At 65.3% G+C, this 19954-nt stretch carries 23 protein-coding genes; 16 read left to right on the top strand and 7 right to left on the bottom strand.

Translation table 11 applies throughout. The annotated features are described in order from the left end of the window. Positions 1-16: 16 nt before the first annotated feature. The 5 genes from GRI42_RS07235 (at position 17) to GRI42_RS07215 (ending at position 5729) form a co-directional block, all read left to right on the top strand. A complete protein-coding gene (locus GRI42_RS07235) occupies positions 17-883 on the top strand; it encodes an alpha/beta fold hydrolase (protein WP_160607626.1) in 867 nt (288 codons plus the stop codon). Next, the gene (locus GRI42_RS07230) at positions 880-2025 is read left to right on the top strand and encodes a glycosyltransferase family 4 protein (protein ID WP_160607625.1); all 1146 of its coding nucleotides are present in this window, start codon (positions 880-882) and stop codon (positions 2023-2025) included. Before GRI42_RS07235 ends, GRI42_RS07230 begins: the two co-directional genes overlap by 4 nt. Positions 2026-2161: 136 nt before the next feature. Continuing rightward, positions 2162-2947: a tetratricopeptide repeat protein gene (locus tag GRI42_RS07225; RefSeq protein WP_160607624.1), complete on the top strand. Its 786-nt coding sequence runs from the start codon at positions 2162-2164 to the stop codon at positions 2945-2947. A 13-nt stretch (positions 2948-2960) separates the two neighbouring features. Beyond that, the gene (locus GRI42_RS07220; protein WP_407692155.1) at positions 2961-4319 is read left to right on the top strand and encodes an outer membrane protein assembly factor BamB family protein; all 1359 of its coding nucleotides are present in this window, start codon (positions 2961-2963) and stop codon (positions 4317-4319) included. 51 nt (positions 4320-4370) lie between these two features. Then, on the top strand, positions 4371-5729 hold the full coding sequence (locus tag GRI42_RS07215; protein ID WP_160607622.1) for a methyltransferase family protein: 1359 nt from the start codon (positions 4371-4373) through the stop codon (positions 5727-5729). A gap of 1 nt (position 5730) precedes the next feature. Here the strand turns inward: GRI42_RS07215 and GRI42_RS07210 are convergent, their stop codons facing one another. Genes GRI42_RS07210 through GRI42_RS07200 form a run of 3 tightly spaced genes read right to left on the bottom strand, consistent with a single transcriptional unit; the run spans position 5731 to position 8216 of the window. Further along, complete coding sequence (locus GRI42_RS07210) at positions 5731-6033, bottom strand: putative quinol monooxygenase (protein ID WP_160607621.1); 303 nt, start codon at positions 6031-6033, stop codon at positions 5731-5733. Between the two features lie 16 nt (positions 6034-6049). Then, positions 6050-7420 carry a glutamate--cysteine ligase gene (locus GRI42_RS07205; protein WP_160607620.1) on the bottom strand — a complete coding sequence of 457 codons (1371 nt, stop codon included), beginning with the start codon at positions 7418-7420 and terminating at the stop codon, positions 6050-6052. 40 nt (positions 7421-7460) lie between these two features. Further along, complete coding sequence (locus GRI42_RS07200; RefSeq protein ID WP_160607619.1) at positions 7461-8216, bottom strand: 16S rRNA (uracil(1498)-N(3))-methyltransferase; 756 nt, start codon at positions 8214-8216, stop codon at positions 7461-7463. Between the two features lie 39 nt (positions 8217-8255). Between GRI42_RS07200 and ubiA the strand changes: the two genes are divergently transcribed. The 7 genes from ubiA (at position 8256) to GRI42_RS07165 (ending at position 15203) form a co-directional block, all read left to right on the top strand. Continuing rightward, positions 8256-9176, top strand: coding sequence for a 4-hydroxybenzoate octaprenyltransferase (ubiA, locus tag GRI42_RS07195; protein ID WP_160607618.1), 921 nt, complete (start codon positions 8256-8258; stop codon positions 9174-9176). A gap of 80 nt (positions 9177-9256) precedes the next feature. Beyond that, entirely contained in the window at positions 9257-9916 is a 660-nt protein-coding gene (gene fsa / locus GRI42_RS07190) for a fructose-6-phosphate aldolase (protein WP_160607617.1), read from the top strand. 10 nt (positions 9917-9926) lie between these two features. Continuing rightward, positions 9927-11753: a cobaltochelatase subunit CobT gene (gene cobT, locus GRI42_RS07185; protein WP_160607616.1), complete on the top strand. Its 1827-nt coding sequence runs from the start codon at positions 9927-9929 to the stop codon at positions 11751-11753. Further along, positions 11754-12026: a hypothetical protein gene (locus GRI42_RS07180; protein ID WP_160607615.1), complete on the top strand. Its 273-nt coding sequence runs from the start codon at positions 11754-11756 to the stop codon at positions 12024-12026. Then, on the top strand, positions 12023-12697 hold the full coding sequence (locus tag GRI42_RS07175; protein WP_160607614.1) for a nitroreductase: 675 nt from the start codon (positions 12023-12025) through the stop codon (positions 12695-12697). The genes GRI42_RS07180 and GRI42_RS07175 overlap by 4 nt, the downstream gene beginning before the upstream one ends. Before the next feature lie 26 nt (positions 12698-12723). Beyond that, entirely contained in the window at positions 12724-14223 is a 1500-nt protein-coding gene (gene cysS / locus GRI42_RS07170; protein WP_160607613.1) for a cysteine--tRNA ligase, read from the top strand. Between the two features lie 41 nt (positions 14224-14264). Next, positions 14265-15203 (top strand): D-2-hydroxyacid dehydrogenase, encoded by a 939-nt coding sequence (locus GRI42_RS07165; protein ID WP_160607612.1) that lies wholly within the window; start codon positions 14265-14267, stop codon positions 15201-15203. Here GRI42_RS07165 and GRI42_RS07160 read toward each other — a convergent pair whose 3' ends face one another. Both GRI42_RS07160 and GRI42_RS07155 read right to left on the bottom strand, forming a co-directional pair. Beyond that, positions 15204-15563 carry a hypothetical protein gene (locus GRI42_RS07160; protein WP_226698998.1) on the bottom strand — a complete coding sequence of 120 codons (360 nt, stop codon included), beginning with the start codon at positions 15561-15563 and terminating at the stop codon, positions 15204-15206. It lies immediately after the preceding gene. Continuing rightward, entirely contained in the window at positions 15553-15765 is a 213-nt protein-coding gene (locus tag GRI42_RS07155; RefSeq protein WP_160607611.1) for a hypothetical protein, read from the bottom strand. Before GRI42_RS07155 ends, GRI42_RS07160 begins: the two co-directional genes overlap by 11 nt. 188 nt (positions 15766-15953) lie before the next feature. Between GRI42_RS07155 and GRI42_RS07150 the strand changes: the two genes are divergently transcribed. The 3 genes from GRI42_RS07150 (at position 15954) to GRI42_RS07140 (ending at position 17982) form a co-directional block, all read left to right on the top strand. Beyond that, a complete protein-coding gene (locus tag GRI42_RS07150; RefSeq protein ID WP_160607610.1) occupies positions 15954-16583 on the top strand; it encodes a S24 family peptidase in 630 nt (209 codons plus the stop codon). 69 nt (positions 16584-16652) lie between these two features. Continuing rightward, positions 16653-17324 (top strand): hypothetical protein, encoded by a 672-nt coding sequence (locus GRI42_RS07145; protein ID WP_160607609.1) that lies wholly within the window; start codon positions 16653-16655, stop codon positions 17322-17324. 229 nt (positions 17325-17553) lie between these two features. Then, positions 17554-17982: a hypothetical protein gene (locus tag GRI42_RS07140; RefSeq protein WP_160607608.1), complete on the top strand. Its 429-nt coding sequence runs from the start codon at positions 17554-17556 to the stop codon at positions 17980-17982. Positions 17983-17988: 6 nt separating this feature from the next. On the opposite strand, the gene GRI42_RS07135 is transcribed toward GRI42_RS07140, so the two are convergent. After that, positions 17989-18519 carry a hypothetical protein gene (locus tag GRI42_RS07135; RefSeq protein ID WP_160607607.1) on the bottom strand — a complete coding sequence of 177 codons (531 nt, stop codon included), beginning with the start codon at positions 18517-18519 and terminating at the stop codon, positions 17989-17991. A gap of 165 nt (positions 18520-18684) precedes the next feature. On the opposite strand from GRI42_RS07135, the gene GRI42_RS07130 reads away from it, so the two are divergent. After that, positions 18685-19326, top strand: coding sequence for an MBL fold metallo-hydrolase (locus GRI42_RS07130; RefSeq protein ID WP_160609122.1), 642 nt, complete (start codon positions 18685-18687; stop codon positions 19324-19326). Here GRI42_RS07130 and GRI42_RS07125 read toward each other — a convergent pair. Further along, entirely contained in the window at positions 19323-19721 is a 399-nt protein-coding gene (locus GRI42_RS07125) for an MAPEG family protein (RefSeq protein ID WP_199800439.1), read from the bottom strand. The genes GRI42_RS07130 and GRI42_RS07125 overlap by 4 nt on opposite strands. Between the last annotated feature and the right edge of the window lie 233 nt (positions 19722-19954).

Genomic DNA, 19954 nt, shown 5'->3' with positions numbered 1-19954 from the left:
CGCTACCGCGCTTTCCATGGATAGCGAATTCAGCGAGCGCAGCTGGCAAAGCGCCGAGGGCCTGACCCTCTATTTCCGCGATTACGGCGAGGCGAACGAACGTCCGCCCGTGCTCTGCCTCCACGGCCTGACCCGCAACAGCCGCGATTTCGAAGGCGTTGCCCCCTATATCGCGAGCAAGGGCTGGCGGGTGATCGTCCCCGACATGCGCGGCCGCGGCAAGAGCGATTACGCCGAAGACAGCGCGACCTATGCAGTGCCCAACTATATCGGCGACGTGCTGGGCCTGTTGCAGCAGGAAAAGATCGAGCGTTTCGTGTCGGTCGGCACCTCGATGGGCGGGCTGATGACCATGCTGATCGCGCAGGCCATGCCGCAGCTGATCGCAGGTGCGCTGCTCAACGACATCGGCCCGGTGGTCGATCCCTCGGGCATCGACAAGATCCGGACCTATCTCGGGCAGGGACGCAGCTTCCCGACCTGGATGCACGCTGCCCGCGCGCTGGAGGAAGTGCACGGCGCGGCGCACCCGTCCTTCGATACCGAGGACTGGATCGCCATGGCCAAGCGCGGGATGACCCTGTGCAACAACGGCCGCATCGCCTTCGACTACGACATGAAGATCGCAGAACCCTTCAACGCCGCGGACGAGAACGCCGTGCCGCCGGACCTGTGGCCCGGTTTCGAGGCGCTGGCTGCCAAGCCCCTGCTGCTGGTGCGCGGCGGCCTGTCGAACCTGCTGCCGGAAGAAGCCTTTGCGGAAATGCAGCGCCGTGCGCCTGCCGCCGATGCGGTAACGGTGCCCGATGCGGGCCACGCCCCGACGCTCGACGAGCCGGAAGTCCGTTCGGCCATCGATTCGCTGCTCGCCAGCATCCGATGAGCCGCAGCGCCGGCGGCGGCGTGCCGCGCGTCCTCCACCTGCAGTCGACCTTCGCCGCAGGCGGCAAGGAACGGCGCACGGTCGAACTCATCAACGCCTTCGGGCGCGGCCTGCACCACACGATCGTGTCGGCAGAGCCTGACCGGCTGGAAGCGGCGGAAGGCATCGACCGCAACATTCCTGTCGTCCTCCAGCCTGATTTCCCCAGCCTCAAGGGCACGCCGCTGCCCGGCAGGCTGATGAAGATCGCTCGGGCGATGAAGGATTACGACCTCGTCCTGACCTACAACTGGGGCGCGATGGATGCGGTCATGGCACACACCATGTTCTCCGAAGCGCTGACGCTGCCGCCGCTGATCCATCACGAGGACGGCTTCGACGAGAGCGAGCTGTACAAGCGCAAGCGCAGCCGCACCTGGTACCGCCGCGTTGCGCTGGGCAAGGCGTCGGGCCTCGTGGTCCCGTCGGAAACGCTGGAGGAAATCGCGCTGGTCGACTGGCAGCAGCCGCTCGGCCGCGTGAAGCGCATTCCCAACGGGATCGACACCAAGGCCTTCGCCATGCGGCCCAAGCCCGAAGCTTTCCGCCTGATCAAGCGCAAGGGCGAGAAATGGGTCGGCACGCTCGCCGGGCTGCGCAAGGTCAAGAACCTGCCCGCGCTGGTGCGCGCCTTCGCCCCGATGCGCGAGGAATGGCATCTCGTCATCATCGGCGAGGGGAGCGAGCGCGATGCCATCCAAACGGAAATCGACCGGCTGGGCATCAACCATCGTGTCCATCTGCCGGGTTCCGTGAAGGACCCGTCGCGCGTCATCGGCCTGTTCGACATGTTCGCCCTGTCGAGCTCGTCCGAGCAGTTCCCGCTGTCGGTGATCGAGGCGATGGCCGCAGGCCTGCCCGTGGTGGCCCCTGCAGTGGGCGACATCCCGCATATCGTCTCGGACGAGAATCGCGAATTCCTGAGCGCGCCCGGCAACGAGGACGATCTGTCCGCCCTGATGCGCGCGCTCGCCGATAACGAGAAGGCCCAGAAGGCCATCGGGGAAGCCAACCGTGCCCGTGCGCAGGCGCAGTTCGACCGCGAACGGATGGTCGCCACCTACCGCCGGCTCTACTCCAGCGCGATGCGGCGCGAATTCTGAGCGCGCCTGCGCGTTTCATCACCCGTTCACCCGTCGGGGGACAGGCATGCGCCATGGCCGCTCAAGCATTGCCCTTGCCCCTCGCTATGCCTAAAGACCCGCCTTCACATTTGCCTTGAATGGAGCACGCGCCGCAGTGGCCCGCACACCCAAGACCGACCTGACCCGCGAGGAAAAGAAAGCCCGCGCCGACGCAGCCGAGCAAGAAGCCCTGCTGCGCGAGGTGGACGATGCCGTCCGCCAGGGCGATTTCGAAAGCTTCGCGACCAGCTACGGCAAGCCGCTGCTGGGCGTGCTGATAGCCGGCCTCGCGGCCTTCGGCGGCTATCTTTGGTGGGACAACCAAAACGAGCAGAAGATGGAGGCGCAGTCCGAAGCGCTCGTCGTCGCGCTCGACCAGCTGGAAGCGGGCAACAATGCCGCCGCGCTGGAAAAGCTGAACAGCATGGAAGGCGAAGGCACGGCCGTAATTTCCGCCAAGCTGCTGCGCGCAGGCCTTGCATCGGAAGCGGGCAATGACGCGGAAGCGGTGAAGCTTTTCGGCGAAGTCGCCGACGATGAAAGCGCGCCCAAGGTCATGCGCGACATGGCGCTGCTGCGCCGCGTGACGCTGCAATACGACGATCTCGAACCGGCCGAAGTCATCGCCGCGCTCAAGCCGCTGGCGACGCCCGGCGAGCCGCTGTTTGCCAGCGCGGGCGAAATCGTCGCCCATGCCTATCTCGCGCAGGGCAAGCGCGCCGAAGCCGGCGCCCTGTTCGGCCAGATCGCACGTGCCGAGGGCACGCCCGAAGGTACCCGCTCCCGGGTCCTGAACATGGCAGGCATCCTCGGCGTGGATGCCGTGGACGATGTCGAGAAGCTGCTCGATTCGCAGCGTATCGACCCGCAGGCCGAAGCCCAGCAGCCGGCTGCCGAATAATCGAATAGACGGGATGAAGATGAGCCAGACCAACGCAAAACCCTATCTGCGCGGCGCACTCGTCGCCGCGATCGCCCTCGGCCTGTCGGCCTGCAGCGGCGGACTGTTCGGCGGCGGGGACGGCAAGAAGACCACGCCGACCGTCGGCAAGCGCGAACCCATCCTGTCGCGCATCACCACGGGCGCAGAAGTCGATCCGGCGCTGGCCGGCGTTTCGGTGGTCCTGCCGCCGGCTCAGACCAATGCCGAATGGGGCCAGGCCGGCGGTACTGCCAGCAAGAGCTACGGCCACCTTGCCCTTTCGCAGGCACCCACGCGGGCCTTCACTGTCAGCGTGACCGGCGCGGACAACCGCCGCCGCCTCGGCGCTGCGCCGGTGATCGGCAACGGCAAGCTTTATGCCGTCGGCACCGACGGCCGCGTCTCGGCCTTCGATGCGCAGACCGGCGCACGCAGCTGGAGCTACCAGACCCAGCTGAGCGACGACACGCGCCCCTCCGCATTCGGCGGCGGCGTCAGCTATTCGAACGGCACGGTCTACGGCACCGACGGGGCAGGCAATGTCTTCGCCCTCAACGCCCAGACCGGCGCGGAACTCTGGAAGGTCAAGCCGGGCGGCCCGCTGCGCGGATCGCCGACGCTCGCCTTCGACAACGTCTTCGTCATGACGCAGGACAACCTGCTCTTTGCCCTCAATGCCGCTGACGGCAGCATCCAGTGGGACGAATCGGGTTCGACCACCATGGCCGGCGTCTTCGGTGTTGCCGCGCCTGCCGCAGGGCAGGGCACGGTCGTGGCCGGTTACACCTCGGGCGAACTGATCGCTTACCGTTACGAGAACGGCCGCAGCCTGTGGGCCGACGCCCTTGCGCGCACCTCAATCTCGACGCAGGTCGGTGCGCTGTCGGACATCGACGCCGACCCGATCATCGACAACGGCCGCGTCTATGCGCTCGGCCAGGGCGGTCGCATGGCGGCCTACGAACTGGTGACCGGCCAGCGCCTGTGGGAACTCAACGTCGCAGGTATCTCGACCCCCGCGATCGCCGGTGAATGGATCTTCGCCCTCACCGACGATGCGCGCCTGATCGCCATCCAGCGCGGGACCGGCAAGGTCCGCTGGCTGACGCAGATGGCCCGCTATCGCGACGAAGAGGACAAGAAGGGCCCGATCTTCTGGCAAGGCCCGGTGCTTGCCGGCGGCCAGCTGTGGGCGGTCAATTCGGAAGGCGAAATCTGGCGCATCAGCACGGGCGAAGGTTCGGCCACGCTGTTCACCGAGCTCGACGCCGACATCAGCCTGCCGCCGATCGTGGCGAACAACACGCTCTACGTCCTCGACGACAGCGGCACGATCACCGCTTTCCGGTAAGGCGCGATAGTTTTCGCACCGTTTACCATTGCCGCGCTATAGGGCGGGGCAATGGACAGGAACCTACCCGTACCGGACCGCCGTCCGACCAGCGACGTCTCGCCAGCCGTAGGGCTGGTGGGGCTGTTCGCGCTGCTCGCATGGGTATGGATCGCCCGCGACTGGGCGGGCATCGCCGATTTCTGGAACCTGCCCGGCCCGCGCGAGCCGATGGTCGGCCCCAATGCGGCCATCGCAGGTCTCGTATTCATCACCATCCCGATGGTCGCCTGGTCGGTATTCGTCGACAAGGTGCATCGGCGCCCCTCCACCGGGATCGACTGGTCGCTGGCAAAGACGCGCAAACCGGACCTCGAGGCATCGCTGACCAAGATCGCCGGCCTGTGGGCCACATGGGCGATCCTCGTCGCGCTGTTCTGCCTGTGCCGCTGGTACTGGAGCGGGAACTACGTCTACGCGCTCAAGGTCCTTGCCGTCATGGGCGCGGCCATGGTGGTGCTGTCGGTGCCCTATGTCCTGTGGCTCGATCGCGTGATGAAGAACCCGCGCGACCACGCATGGCATTTCGGTGCGATGCTGTTCATGCGCGACGACTGGGATGCGGGCGAGGTTAAGAAGCACTGGCGTGCCTGGATCATCAAGGGCTTCTTCGGCGCCTTCATGATCTCCATCGTGCCGGTGAACTTCGCCAATGTGGTGAATGCCGACCTCTATGAATTCCTGAGCAATCCGGTCGTCTTCGCGGTCGTGCTGATCAATTTGCTGTTCCTCGTCGACGTGATGGTCGGCGCGGTCGGCTACATCGTGACGCTGCGCCCGCTCGATGCGCATATCCGTTCGGGCAACCCCTTCCTCGGCGGCTGGCTGGCCGCGCTGGTCTGCTATCCGCCGTTCGTCTGGGGCATCCTCGGCAACGGTCAGGTGATGAGCTACGAGCACAATGTCGGGCAGTGGCACTACTGGCTCGATGGCAACCAGGCGGTGCTGTGGATTTGGGCGGGTGTGCTGGTCTTCCTGACCGCGGTCTATGCCTGGGCGACCTTCGCTTTCGGCATCCGCTTTTCCAACCTCACCTATCGCGGTGTGCTGACGAACGGGCCCTACCGCTTCACGCGGCATCCGGCCTATTTGTCGAAAAACCTGTTCTGGTGGTGCAGCGTGATGCCGTTTCTCGTGGTCAACGGCAGCATGACCGATGCCATCCGCAACACCTTCTTCCTGCTGTGCGTGAACGGCATCTACTACTGGCGCGCTCGCACGGAAGAGGCGCACCTGCTGGCAGAGGACGAGAAGTACCGCGAATATTACGCTTGGATGGGGGCAAACGGGCTGATTACCGCGCCGCTGTCACGGCTGACCCGCCTGTTTACTCCGCGCGCCGGTGCTGCGGCGGCCCAGCCGGCGGAATAGGTCAGCCGAGCGGCTCGCCCTCGTCGGTTTCATAGACCCTGAGTTCGCGCGACACGGGCGGGTTGGCCGCCATCACGCCGCGAAATTCGGCCATGTGGGCCGACTGTCCATGGGCGGCCAACGCATCGCGGTCGCGCCAGCGTTCGAACAGGATCAGCGTGTCGGGATCGGCAAGGTCCTCGGCGAAGGCATAGTCGAGGCAGCCATCTTCCGCGCGGCTGGCACGGACCATCTCGACCATCGCCTTGCGGGTGGCGGCGTCCATCGGCTTGCCCAGCTTGATCGTGCCGTTTATCTGGATCATCGCCGTCCTCCTTCGCTCAGAAACTGTATTTGTAGACCCGGGTGATGTCCCCGTTCCATTCGCCATTATAGCGGTCGAGCAGGACCTGCGCAGGCACCTTGCCGCTGCGCACGATCTCGTCGAGCGTTTCGAGGAAGCCGGTCTCGTTATCACCCGAGGTGTTGAGCTTGGCCCGCGCGGTCAGGCCGGCACGCGCCACGGCGAGCACTTCCTTTGCCAGGTCGCGCAGCTTGCCGCCGCCCGGGATGGGTGCGTCGAGCGCCAGTTTGGGCACCGCGTTGCGCAGGTCCTCGCGCTCTTCCATCGTCCAGTGCTTGACGAGGTCCCACGCCGCGTCGAGCGCGCCCTGGTCGTAGAGCAGGCCGACCCAGAAGGCGGGCAGGGCACAGATCCGGCTCCACGGGCCGCCATCCGCGCCCCGCATTTCAAGGAAACTCTTCAGGCGCACTTCGGGGAAGGCGGTCGAAAGGTGGTCCCACCAGTCGCTCTCTGTCGGCTTCTCGCCGGGCAGGACGGAGAGATTACCATCGAGGAAATCGCGGAAGCTGAGGCCGGCGGCATCGATGTATTTCCCTTCGCGGAAGACGAAATACATCGGCACGTCGAGCATATAGTCGACATAGCGTTCGTAGCCGAAGCCGTCCTCGAACACGAAGGGCAGCATGCCGGTGCGATGCGGGTCGGTGTCGCTCCAGATATGGCTGCGATAGGACAGGTAACCGTTCGGTTTCCCTTCGAGGAAGGGCGAATTGGCGAACAGCGCGGTCGCCAGCGGCTGGAGCGCGAGCCCGGTTCGGAATTTCTGCGCCATGTCGGGTTCGGACGAATAGTCGAGGTTCACCTGGATGGTGCAGGTGCGCAGCATCATGTCGAGGCCGAGGCTGCCGACGCGCGGCATGTGGCGCATCATGATTTCGTAGCGGCCCTTGGGCATGATCGGCAGTTCGTCGCGGGTCTTGTCGGGCCACATGCCGAGGCCGAGGAAGCCGACGTCGAAGGCTTCCGCCACTTCCTTCACCTGCGACAGGTGGCGCCCGGTTTCCGCGCAGGTCTGGTGCAGGTTTTCGAGCGGCGCGCCCGACAGCTCCAGCTGTCCGGCCGGTTCGAGGCTGACCGTGCCGTCCTCGCCGCGCATGGCGATGACCTTGCCGCCCTCCTCCACCGGCTCCCAGCCGAACTGGCGCAGGGCCAGCAGGATATCGAGAATGCCGCCTTCCTCGTCATAGGACGGCGCGCGGTGATCCTTGCGCTTGAAGACGAGCTTTTCGTGCTCGGTCCCGATGCGCCAGGCGTCCTTGGGCTTCTCGCCCTTCTGCATCGGCGCGACGAGTTGGTCGCGCGATTCGATGATGGGATCGTCCTTGGCGGATGTGTCGCGCGTGCTCATTGGGTGGCGTTAGAAAACGGAATCTATCAGGGAAAGGAAATTATTCCTCTCCGATCCAATCGCCCGCTTCCGCCATCCACACCGCGATGCCTGCAATAGCCGCCGTTTCGCCCCGCAATATGCGCGGACCGAGGCTGATCGGGCGGGCGTTGGGATGGGCGCGGATCGCCTCGCGCTCGGCATCGTCAAATCCGCCTTCGGGGCCGGTGAGCAGGGCCGCAGGCCCTTCGGTAAGGCAGAAGGCGTCGGCAGCGCTTTCCCCGCCTTCCTCGTCGGCGAAGAACAGCAGGCGGTCTTCGGGCCAGTCGCGCAGCAGGGCGTCGAGCTTCACAGGAGCGAGCACTTCGGGCAGCGCGGTGCGGGCGCATTGTTCGGCCGCCTCTGTCACGATCGTGCCGGCCCGCTCGAGGTTGAGCTTGTCCGCCACGCATCGCCGCGTGACGAGCGGAGCGATACGCGCAACGCCCAGCTCTGTCGCCTTTTCGAGCACGAAATCGAACCGGTCTTTCTTGAGCAGGGCCGGGCAGAGCCAGAAATCGGGCACCGGCTCGCGAGGGCGCAAGTGGTCGCGCGGCTGCAGCAGGACATGGCGCTTGCCCGCCTCCATCACCTCGGCGGCCCATTCGCCGGTCGCGTTGTCGCAAAGTATCACCGCGTCACCGGGCGACACGCGCATCACCTTGGCGAGGTAATGCGCCTGGTTGCCGTCCACCTGCACGGGCGCATCCGCCGAGAGCGGGGTATCGACGAACAGGCGCGGGGCGCTTTTCGGGGGCCAGGCGGGTGTAGCGGGCATGGCTTTGCAGGTGGCACGGCGGCGGGTAGGGAGCAAGTAATGAGCGAGACTGCTTCACCCGAGATCGTCCCCGACACAGAGCACCGCGGCCTCGTCGCGCGCCTGCCGCAAGGCCCACGCGACCTCGCCATGCTCGCCCGGCTCGACCGGCCGATCGGCTGGTGGCTGCTGTTCTGGCCCTGCGCCTGGGGCGTGTGGCTGGCCGGGGCGGGCTGGCAGTTCGCGCTGCTCGGCTGGCTGTTGCTCGGCAGTATCGCCATGCGCGGTGCAGGCTGCGTCTACAACGATATCGTCGACGCGAAGCTCGACCGGCAGGTGGCCCGCACCGCCAGTCGCCCGGTTGCAAGCGGGCGCGTCTCGAAAAAGCTCGCCTGGAGCTGGCTGATCGCGTTGAGCCTCGTCGGCCTGGTCGTGCTGCTGCAACTCGAACCGCTGGCCCAAGTCGTCGCGCTGGCGAGCCTTGCGCTGGTGGCGGCCTATCCCTTCATGAAGCGGATTACCTGGTGGCCGCAGGCATGGCTCGGCATGGTCTTCACCTGGGGGCTGCTGGTCGGTTTCACCCATTTCCGTGCCGACAACCTCGGTGCGCTTGCTGCCATGTACGCAGGTGCAGCGCTGTGGGTGATCGGTTACGACACGATCTACGCCATGCAGGACCGCGAGGACGATGCGCTGGTCGGCATCCGCTCTTCCGCCCTGCGGCTGGGCGCGGGCGTGAAGCGCGGGGTGGCCCTGTTCTACACCGGCGCGGTAGCCTTGTGGGCGCTCGCCTTCTGGCTCTACCGAGAGGACTGGGTGGCGCTGCTGACGCTGATCCCGGCCGCGTGGCATCTTGCGTGGCAGGTCGCGACCCTCGACGGCGAGGATGCAGGCAACCCGCTCGAGCGGTTCCGCGCCAATCGCTGGACCGGCGCGCTGGTCGCCGCGGCCTGTTTCGTCGTCGGCAATGCGGGGGTCTAAGGCCGCGCAAGCCTTGACTCGCGCTGCGCAATCGCCTTGCAGCGAAATACACCAACTCTCGCCTTCCGGAGCGCGCACACATGAAGTTCTTCGTCGACACCGCCGACATCGCCGACATCAAGGAAATGGCCGACACCGGCCTCCTCGACGGGGTCACCACCAATCCTTCGCTGATCGCCAAGTCGGGCCGCGATTTCATCGAGGTGACGCGCGAAATCTGCAGCATCGTCGATGGTCCGGTCAGCGCCGAAGTCGTCGCGCTCGACCACGAGACGATGATGAAAGAGGCCGAAACGCTGCGCAAGATCGCAGACAACGTCTGCATCAAGGTGCCGCTGACGATCGACGGCCTCAAGACCTGCAAGAAGCTGACCTCGGACGGCACACAGGTGAACGTGACCCTGTGCTTCTCCGCCAACCAGGCGCTGCTGGCCGCCAAGGCCGGCGCGACCTTCGTGTCGCCCTTCGTCGGCCGTCATGACGACAACGGCTTCGACGGCATGTCGCTGATCGAGGATATCGTCACGATCTACAGCAATTACGGCTTCGAGACCGAAGTCCTCGTCGCCTCGATCCGCAACCCCGTCCACGTGCTGCAGAGCGCGCTGATCGGTGCCGACGTCGCCACCATGCCGCCCGCCGTCATCAAGGGACTGTTCAAGCACATCCTCACCGACAAGGGCATCGAAGGCTTCGTCGCCGACTGGGAAAAGACTGGCCAAAGCATCCCGACGTCCTAACTAGGCACACGTGACCGACCAGACCCCCCTCGACCGTTTCAAGCAGGCGCTGACTGGGACTGCGCGCGCGCTCGCGCAGGAGCCGGAGGTCGAGGTGGCCTGGAGCGCGGACCAGCCGAGCCAGTCGGGCAAGAACTTCCGCGTCCCCCTGCCGGGCCGCAACCTGCCCCGCGACCAGGCGACCGAGGCGCGTGGCTTTGCCGACAGCTTCGCGCTGAAGCTGCGCCATCACAACGAGGCACTGCACGCCAAGGGCGCGCCGCCCGAACCCATCGCCCGCGCCTGCTACGACGCGATCGAGCGGGTCCGCTACGAGGCGATCGGCAGCAACCGCTACGACGGAATTCGCGGCAATCTCGACGCCGCGCTCGTACTGCGCACCGCGACCGACCCCATCGCCAAGGCGAGCGAGGCGAATGAGGTGCCGCTGCCGACCGCGCTTTCGCTGATGCTGCGCGAGGCGCTGACGGGCGAAGCCGTGCCCGACCGCGCGAAGGCGGGCGTGGACATGGTGCGCGGCGATATCCTCGCCAAGATCGGCACCGACATGGACGGCCTTGCCGAGGCGCTCGACGACCAGCGTGCCTTCCAGAACCTGACGCTCGACATGCTCCGCCATCTCGAGCTGACCCTGCCCGACACGCCGGACGATGGCAGCTCCGACGACGGAGACCAGGACGACGGCGAAACGCCCGAGCAGGACGAGGATACGGACGAACAGGACGAAGGCGAGGCCCAGCCGCAGGAAAGCGATGCGCGCGGCGAAATCACCGACGGCGAGGCCGATGGCGATGCCGAGCAGGACGTCGAGGGCGAGCAGGAAATGTCCGACGGCGATCCTTCGGACGACGATGGCGAGGGCATGCAGCCCGTCCGCCCGAACCGCCCGTGGACCGACCTGCCGGAAGACTTCGACTACCGCGCCTATACCGACAAGTTCGACGAGGTAATCGAAGCGCCCGAACTGTGCGATCACGAGGAGCTGGACCGGCTGCGAGCCTATCTCGACAGCCAGCTGGCCGGATTGCAGGGCATCGTCACGCGGCTTGCCAACCGCCTCCAGCGCCGCCTCATGGCGCAGCAGAACCGCAGCTGGGATTTCGACCAGGAAGAGGGGCTGCTCGATGCCGCGCGCCTGACCCGCGTAGTCGTCAGCCCCGGTCATGCGCTGTCCTACAAGATCGAGCGCGATACCGAGTTCAAGGACACGGTCGTCACCCTGCTGATCGACAATTCGGGCTCGATGCGCGGGCGGCCCATCAGCATCGCCGCGATCAGCGCCGACATCATGGCGCGCACATTGGAGCGCTGCGGCGTGAAGACCGAAATCCTCGGCTTCACTACCCGCGCGTGGAAGGGCGGGCAGTCACGCGAGGCGTGGCTCGCCGATGGCCGCCCCGCCAATCCGGGCCGTCTCAACGATCTGCGCCATATCGTCTACAAGAAGGCCGACGAGCCCTGGCGCCGCGCGCGCCGCAACCTCGGCCTGATGATGCGCGAAGGGCTGCTGAAGGAAAACATCGACGGCGAAGCGCTGCTTTGGGCGCATTCCCGCCTGCTCGCCCGCGCGGAAGACCGCCGCATCCTGCTGGTGATTTCGGACGGCGCGCCGGTCGACGACAGCACGCTGAGCGTGAACCAGGCTGGCTATCTCGAAGGGCACCTTCGCAAGGTGATCGAGTGGATCGAGAAGCAAAGCCCCGTCCAGCTCGCCGCCATCGGCATCGGCCATGACGTGACCCGCTACTACAAGCGCTCGGTCACGATCATGGACGTGGAACAGCTCGGCGGTACGATTATCGAGCAGCTTGCGGGCTTGTTCGAGGTGGAGAAATAAATGGACTGGAGCCTGTTTTTCCTTGGACTCCTGTTCGTCTTCGGTTCGCTGCCAGGCATTCTTCGACCGGATAAAGACGTTCAAAGCGTGGAGGGATGGCAGGGCCGGCTCCAAGAATTGAAAGAGGGCGCCGACGAAGCCTATTTCGAGGAGCGCCGGCAATTAGAGGCATATCCTCCGCCTGCTCATGCCACCGCGAAAAAGGTGCGGGTCCTCAGCATGATGGGAATAGTCTGCGGCATTTTCCTCCTAATCATGGCGTTTTTCTCATGACTCCCACCGAAGCAGTCCAGTCTCGGCGTTCCGTGCGCGCATTCACCGACCGGCCGGTCGACCGTGACACGCTCACCCGCGTGCTCGAGAAGGCGCAACGTGCGCCTTCGGGCGGGAACGTCCAGCCGTGGAATGCCGTGGTGCTGACGGGCGCGCCGATGCAGGCGCTGTTCGACCGCGTGGCGCTGGAGTTTCCCAAGGGCCGTGCGGCGATGCAGCCCGAATACGATATCTACCCCAAGGGCCTCGACGGCGCCTACGAGGAGCGGCGCTTCGGCGTGGGCGAGGACATGTACGCCTCGCTCGGCATCAGCCGCGAGGACAAGGCCAAGCGCCTGATGTGGTTCGCCAATAACTTCCGTGCTTTCGGCGCCCCGGTGCTGATGCTGGTCCACACGCCCAAATACATGGGCCCGCCGCAGTGGAGCGATATCGGCATGTGGCTGCAGACCATCATGTTGCTGCTGCGCGAAGAAGGGCTCGACAGCTGCGCACAGGAAGCCTGGGCGGCCTACAGCCCGCAGGTGCGCGAGGTGGTCGACATTCCGGAAGACCACACCTTCTTCTGCGGCATGGCCATCGGCTATCGCGATGCGGACGCGCCGGTGAACCAGTTCGATGTTAAACGCGCAGGGCTCGACGAATCCGTGCGCTGGGAGGGTTGGCAGTAGCCACCCGCGAACCTATTGCGCACGCCATGACCGACACGCCATTGAAGCTGTTCAACTCGCTCACCCGCGAGATCGAGACGTTCACTCCCCTCCATCCGGGCGAGGCGCGCGTCTATACCTGCGGGCCGACGGTCTACAACTACCCCCATATCGGCAACATGCGCGCCTATGTCTTTGCCGACGTGCTGGGCCGCACGCTGAGCTGGAAGGGCTACGATCTCACCCACATCATCAACATCACCGATGTCGGCCACCTGACCGACGATGCGGACGAGGGTGAGGACAAGATGGAGAAGATGGCTTCGGAGAAAGCGCAGTCGATCTGGGACATAGCGAAGCACTATACGGAGGCCTATTGGGCCGATGTGAAGGCGCTGAATATCCGCCAGCCGGCCAAGTGGTCGGTCGCCACCGATTACATCGACGAGATGATCGAATTCGCGAAAGGCATCGCGGACAAGCACTGCTACGAACTCGATAGCGGGCTCTATTTCGACGTCTCTACCATCCAGGATTATGGCAAGCTCGCCCGCGCTGTCACCGAAGAAGGTGAAGGCCGCATCGATACGGTCGAGGGCAAGCGCAACGCGGCCGACTTCGCCATATGGCGCAAGACGCCCGCAGGCGAGACGCGCCAGATGGAATGGGACAGCCCATGGGGCAAGGGCGCGCCCGGCTGGCATCTCGAATGCTCGGTCATGGGCGAGGCGCTGCTTGGCTTCCCCTTCGACATCCACACCGGCGGGATCGACCACCGCGAGATCCACCACCCGAACGAGATCGCGCAGAACCAGGCCTATTGCTGCACCAATGGCCTCGACAACGCCGAGAACAGCGGCGCACGCATCTGGATGCACAACAACTTCCTCGTCGAAAGGTCGGGGAAGATGAGCAAGAGCGCGGGCGAGTTCCTGCGCCTGCAGCTGCTGGTGGACAAGGGCTATCATCCGTTCGCCTATCGCCTGATGTGCCTGCAGGCGCATTACCGCAGCGAGCTGGAATTCAGCTGGGAGGGTCTGGGCGCTGCGCTGACGCGGTTGAAGCGTCTCGTGATGGGGTTGCGGCAGGCTCAGGATGCCCACTTCCAGGGCGCGGGCGCTACGTCCGTGCCGCCGCCGCCGACCCAGGGCAAGGCTTTGCGCGCGAAAATTACTCACCCCAAGCTTGTCCCGCTGCTCGACAAATTCGAGACGGCGCTGTGCGACGATCTCAATACCGCGGTGGCCTTGACCGCGCTCGAAGAGGTGGTGGCAACAAAGAAGGTGCCGGCCGATCAGAAGGCCGATCTGGCGCTTGCCATGCTGTGGCCGCTGGGTCTTGCAATACTGCCGCGCGAGGAGATGCGGATTCGCCCCTCGGACGCCGAGATCACCGAGGCCGAGATCGAGGCTGAACTGATCCGCCGCAAGGAAGCGAAGATCGCGCAGGATTACGCCACCAGCGACGCCATTCGCGCCACTCTGGCCACCAAGGGTGTCGAGGTCATGGACGGCGATCCGCTCGGCTGGGAGTGGAAGCTGGGCTGAGTTGCGGTTAGGGACTTAATCCGAAGAGGAGAGTCCCACACATGACCAAAGCCGTTATGTCCGCCCTGATCCGCCCGCTGGTGGAGCCGCGCCTGCCCGACTGGGTCGAGCCCCTGTGGTTCATGAGCAAGGAAGAGGCGCTGAAATTCGCGCCCGAAGCGGAAATCGGCTGGTTCGATTTGAACGAGAAGGAGCCGATGGCCGAGATCGCGCGCGCCGCGACGAACCTGAAATGGCTCAATTCGATCTACGCCGGGCTCGATTTCATGCCGCTGGACCTGCTGGCGGAGCGCGGCACGGTGGTGACGAACGGTGTCGGCATCAATGCCATCACCATCGCCGAATATGTCGTCATGCTGATGCTGGCCCATGCCAAGGGTTATCGCGAGGTCGTGCGGGCGCAGGAACGCCACGAATGGCTGCTCGACAGTCCGGGCAAGCGCGAACTGTCGGGTGAGCGCGTGTTGCTGCTGGGCATGGGCGCGATCGGCAGCCTAGTGAAGACCCGGCTCGAGGCCTTCGGCATGACCGTGGTGCCTGTGCGCCGTTCGGGCGGCGAAGGCGCGCTGCGCCCCGGCGAATGGCGCGAAAAGCTGGGCGAATTCGACTGGGTGGTGCTGGCTGTGCCCTCTACCGGCGAGACCAAGGGCATGATCGGCGCCGCCGAACTCGCTGCCATGCGCCCCAATGCCGTGCTGGTGAATATCGCGCGCGGGGACGTCGTCGAACAGGACGCGCTGGTCGAAGCACTCAAGGCAAAGACCATCGAGGCGGCGCTGCTCGACGTGACCGACCCCGAGCCGCTGCCCGAAGACCACCCGCTTTGGGATCTCGAGAATGCGCAGGTCACCATGCACCTGTCGGGCCGCGCGCAGACCAAGATGTTCCAGCGCAGCGCCGACAGGTTCGTCGAAAATCTCGACCGGTGGCAGAAGGGCGAGCCGGTCCAGCCGCAGATGGACCTTGCCGCCGGATACTGATCAGGCGTCTTCGAGCAGCAGGAGCTCACACTGGACCAGCAGGCGCGGGTCTGGGACCATGCGGTGCTCGACCTCGCTCACGCCGGCATCGGCGACCAGCTGGCCCGCAATCGCGAACTCGTGATCGGGCAGTTCGGCGACGAACCGCTCGCCCGCCTCCACCGCCTCGTCGCCTGCGAAGAGCAGGGCGAGGCTGTGGCGCGTGCCTGCAAAGGTGATGCTGGCCCAGGCTTTTTCCGTGTGGGTGAGGACCTGTCCGCGATGGTCGCACAGATCCATCAGCGCATCGCGCAGCCGGTCGGCGGCAGTGCGGCGCGGGCGGATGCGCTGGCGTTTGGGCGGGGCGCACTCAGCCGACATGGGCCATCTCCCGCGCAGCTTCGCCGCGACCGGCCTCGAAACCCGTCATGAAGCCACGGATGCGCGCTTCGGTCCCGCTGCGCGGTTCGCGCCCCATGCGCAGGTCGAGCACGAAGCGCGGATCATGCGCCGCGAGCCGCCCGAACTTGGTCGGCGGCATGTCATGGGCGCGAAGGAATTTCTCGATGGACCAGATCAGCATGCGAAGGCTCCCCAAATAGCTGAACTGACAGGCGATTCGTTCGTCGTATTCCTATTTCGTTCCATTCCAAATCCTACTTGTCTAGGAAAAATCCTATGCTATAGGAATTTTCCCGCATCGCTCTCCGGCGAGGCGCGGAAATCCGCCGGTTGCGAAGGTTGGTAGGGAGTTAAGGAATGGCACGCGGGATGAGCGAAGATCGCGCCAGGCTGGTCGAACTAGCCGAACGCAATCGCACGAGCCTGGCCGCTCTTTCCTCCATGTTGGGCCGTAATCCCAGCTACTTGCAGCAATTCGTGCGCAAGGGCAGCCCGCGCCGTCTCGAAGAACAGGACCGCCGCCGCCTCGCCGAGTTCTTCGGAGTGAGCGAGGTCGAACTGGGGGCCGATCCCGACTTGGCCCGTCCGCGCGAATCGGACGACTTCCTGGCCGTCCCGAGGCTCGCGCTGGACGCCTCTGCGGGTCCCGGAGCGGTATCGGCGGAGGAAATTTCCTTCGACAGCTTCCGCTTCTCGCGCCGGTGGCTGCGCGAAATGGGGCTGGAAGGTGCGGACCTGTCGGCCATCCGCGTGGAAGGCGACAGCATGGAACCGGTCCTCAGGAGCGGCGACGAGATCTTCGTCGACCGCAACAAGCGCGCGGGCGAGGGCATCCATGTCGTGCGCATCGGCGATGCGCTGCACGTCAAACAGGTGCAGGTGAGCGCAGCGGACCGCATCAAGCTGATCAGCGCCAATGATGCCTATGCGCCTGTCGAGCTTGCCCGCGACGAGGTGGAAGTGATCGGCCGCGTGGTGTGGAAGGGCGGGCGAATCTAGCCACTTGGGAGGTCGTGCTGGACCTGCCAGCCGCATCGGTGGCACACTCCCGCGCGGAGGAGGAAGCCCATGCCAACTATCCGGACCATCGCGACCCTGGCTGCGGCCATGACATTCGCCACTCCACTCAGCGCGGCGATCTACATGAAGATTCCCGACATCGACGGCGAGAGCGGGCGGGCAACGCCCGGCGTCGAACCCGACGAGATCGACGTGAAGATGGCGGATGACGGTACGCAGGCAAAGGATTCTGGCGAGGCGCATCTTGACTACCTGACCATCACGCTCAGTCCGCCTGCCAGCGGTCGCGAAATTACCCATGTCGTGCAGCAGGGCGGCACAAGTTCCGCGGATGTGCCCGCCAGCCCCCTGCACTGGAGCGCCGAGGGCGTACCCCTGCGTGCCGGTGTCTCGGAACGCCTGCGCCACAAGGATCGTGCGACGACGGCCGAGCCGGCCCCGCGCGATACCGCCAACGGCATGGCCACGGGCAAGCGCCAGCATCGCCCCGTTACCCTCAAGCCGATCGAGAAGGGCTCACGCATCATGGTGCCGGCGTTTGACGGGCCCGGAACCCTGACTTTTGCAGGCCGCTTCGTCGGCTGCGCCGAACGAGCCAAGTACCCGCATGTGCTGATCGGCGACGACGAAGGCGGCAGCGAAGCAAAGCTGATCGGAGTGACGATCGCCAGCTGCGCGGCGGAAGAGGTCACGCTGAATTACGAGAAGATCACCTATTGATCGCTTGCGGCCCTGCTTGACAGGATCGCGCGCCGGGCGCAGCACTCGGCCATGGCCCGAATGATCGCCACCACTGTCCTGCAAGCAGCCCGCCCGACAACGGCGGCGACTGTTTGCGCGCCTGTGTGCTGATCCTTCCGGTCCCAAGCCACAGACACCAGCCAGACCCCGCCCGACCGGCGGGGTTTTTCGTGCCGGTCGGGCGCAACTCTCGAAAAGGATTGCCCCGATGACTGCCTTCACCACGGAAACCGATTTCGCGCATCTTGCCGACAGCGTGCTGGATACGAGCCTGCCGCGGGCCGAATGGACGCACGAGGCGCATTTCGCGCTGGCGCTGGAGATATTGCGCCATCGCCCCGACCTTGCAGGCGGCGACAGTTTCCGCAGCATCATCACCCGGCTGAACGAGGCGCATGGGACGCCGAACACCGACAGTTCGGGCTATCACCACACGATCACGCTCGCGTCGCTCGGGGCGACGGAGCGCTTGCTGGATGCCCGACGCGGCGCGCCATTGGCCGAGGTCCTGCGCGAGGCGATGGCAGGCCCGCTCGGCCGGTCGGACTGGATCCTCGCCCACTGGTCGCGAGACCGCCTATTCTCGGTCGAGGCGCGGCGGGGCTGGGTGGAGCCCGACCTCGCACCGCTCCTGTAGGGCGCGCTATTCTTCCTCGATCCGCACCATCACATGGGCATAGGGCGTGTCGCGCCACATGACGTAGACCGGGTCCTTCGGATCAGTCGACAGCCCGGCCATCATGGCCGGATCGGGGAAGATCAGCATCATGTGGGGCCCGTCCTTGATCCACTCGTTGTCAGCCGTCGGCTCGGTCGCCATCGGGTCGATATTGCTGGTGCCGGGCGCGGTGCCTTCACCGGCCAGCATATAGGACACACCGAATTTCTTCGGCGTATAGGGTTCGCCCTTCATGAAGCCTGCAATGAAGGCATCCCATTCCGCATCGTTGCAGCGCGGCCCCATGGTGGGCGCTTGCGGATAGCAGGTGTAGCCATTGCGGCCTTCGCGCAGAAGCGTGCCGTCGTTGTTGCGCACGCTCGCATTGTCGGTGACCGAGGCCGGGGCAGCGCTCAGCGCATCGGCAATGAGAGCATCGGTGTCGGGGGATTGGGCAGCCAGCGGCGATGCGCCGGTGACGAGGGCGATGAGTGCCAGTGTCTTGAAATTTCGCATGTCTTGCCTCCTTGGCAGAGGCGACCCGTGCGACCATGTGGGTAGCATACTCCTTGCGGCGTGGAATTGCCACCGGAGGGGCGCGGCAGGCTGTGCCGCGCGCGCTTGCATTCGTGGCGGCACGCCGCCATTTCATGCGCCATGAACGACAAGCCCATGCCCCCGATGAGAGCCGGTATCGTGCCGGTCACCCCGCTCCAGCAGAACTGTTCGCTGATCTGGTGCACCAGGACCAACAAGGGCGCGCTGGTCGATCCGGGCGGCGATCTCGACAAGCTCAAGGCCGCGGTCGCCAAGGCCGGGGTGGAGCTCGAGAAGATCCTCATCACCCACGGCCATATCGACCATTGCGGCGAGGCTGGCATCCTGGCCAAGGAACTCGGCCTGCCGATCGAGGGACCGCACGAAGGCGACCGTTTCTGGATCAGCCGTCTCGACGAGGACGGTGCGCGTTACGGGGTGAACGGGCAGGTGTTCGAGCCCGATCGCTGGCTGGAAGACGGCGACAAGGTGACTGTCGGCGAGCTGGAGCTGGAAGTCATCCACTGCCCCGGCCACACGCCGGGCCACGTGGTTTTCTTCCACCGCCCGAGCAAGTTCGCCATCGTCGGCGACGTCCTGTTCCAGGGCAGCATCGGGCGCACCGATTTCCCGATGGGCAACCACCAGGACCTGATCGACGCCATCACCCAGAAGCTGTGGCCGCTGGGCAATGACGTGACCTTCATTCCCGGCCATGGTCCCACCAGCACCTTCGGGCAGGAACGCAAGACCAACGCTTTCGTCAGCGATTACGCGCTGGGTTAGAGCACCCGCATCGCGATCAGCGCGGCAACCACCGCAAGGCCCAGAAGGGTCAGCATGGTGATGATCACGCCGATGCTGCGACCGCGCGCGAACTTGCCGCCATCCATGCCCAGACCGTGGGCGATTCGGCCAAGCATATAGATGGCGCTGACGATCGAAAGCCAGCTGCCGCCCTTGCCGGCCAGTTCGATGGCCGCGATCAGCACGAGCACGAAGACCGTGTTTTCCACGAAATTGAGCTGTGCCCGCATCCGCGCAGTCAGCGGCCCGCCGGCATCGTCGCCGATCGAAACCTTGTGCTTCACGCGCATCTGCCCGACCCGCATGGCGAGCCAGAAGTTGATGATGGCCGCGGCTGCGGCGGCAGTCAGCGTAACGGGTAGAATAATGCCCATGCGATCCCTCCCTTGCGATCTCTCTGGCGAACCCTATCTCGGGCTATAGAGATGGGCCCCCGGTGGCAATGCGGGCGCGACGATTGCGCACAGCGCTTGCGCGGACGCGAAAAATCGCTATAGCGCGCGCCTTCACCGCCACGGTCGGGAAGTTTCGGGTTCACGCACTCTTGTGCGCTGCCGGACCTTCCACTAGGGCGGCCACCGAAATTGATTGTAATTGTTTGAGGAAC

It is taken from the genome of Qipengyuania gaetbuli (genome assembly GCF_009827315.1).
Lineage (GTDB): Bacteria > Pseudomonadota > Alphaproteobacteria > Sphingomonadales > Sphingomonadaceae > Qipengyuania > Qipengyuania gaetbuli.
This window is presented reverse-complemented; position numbering and strand designations above follow the sequence as displayed.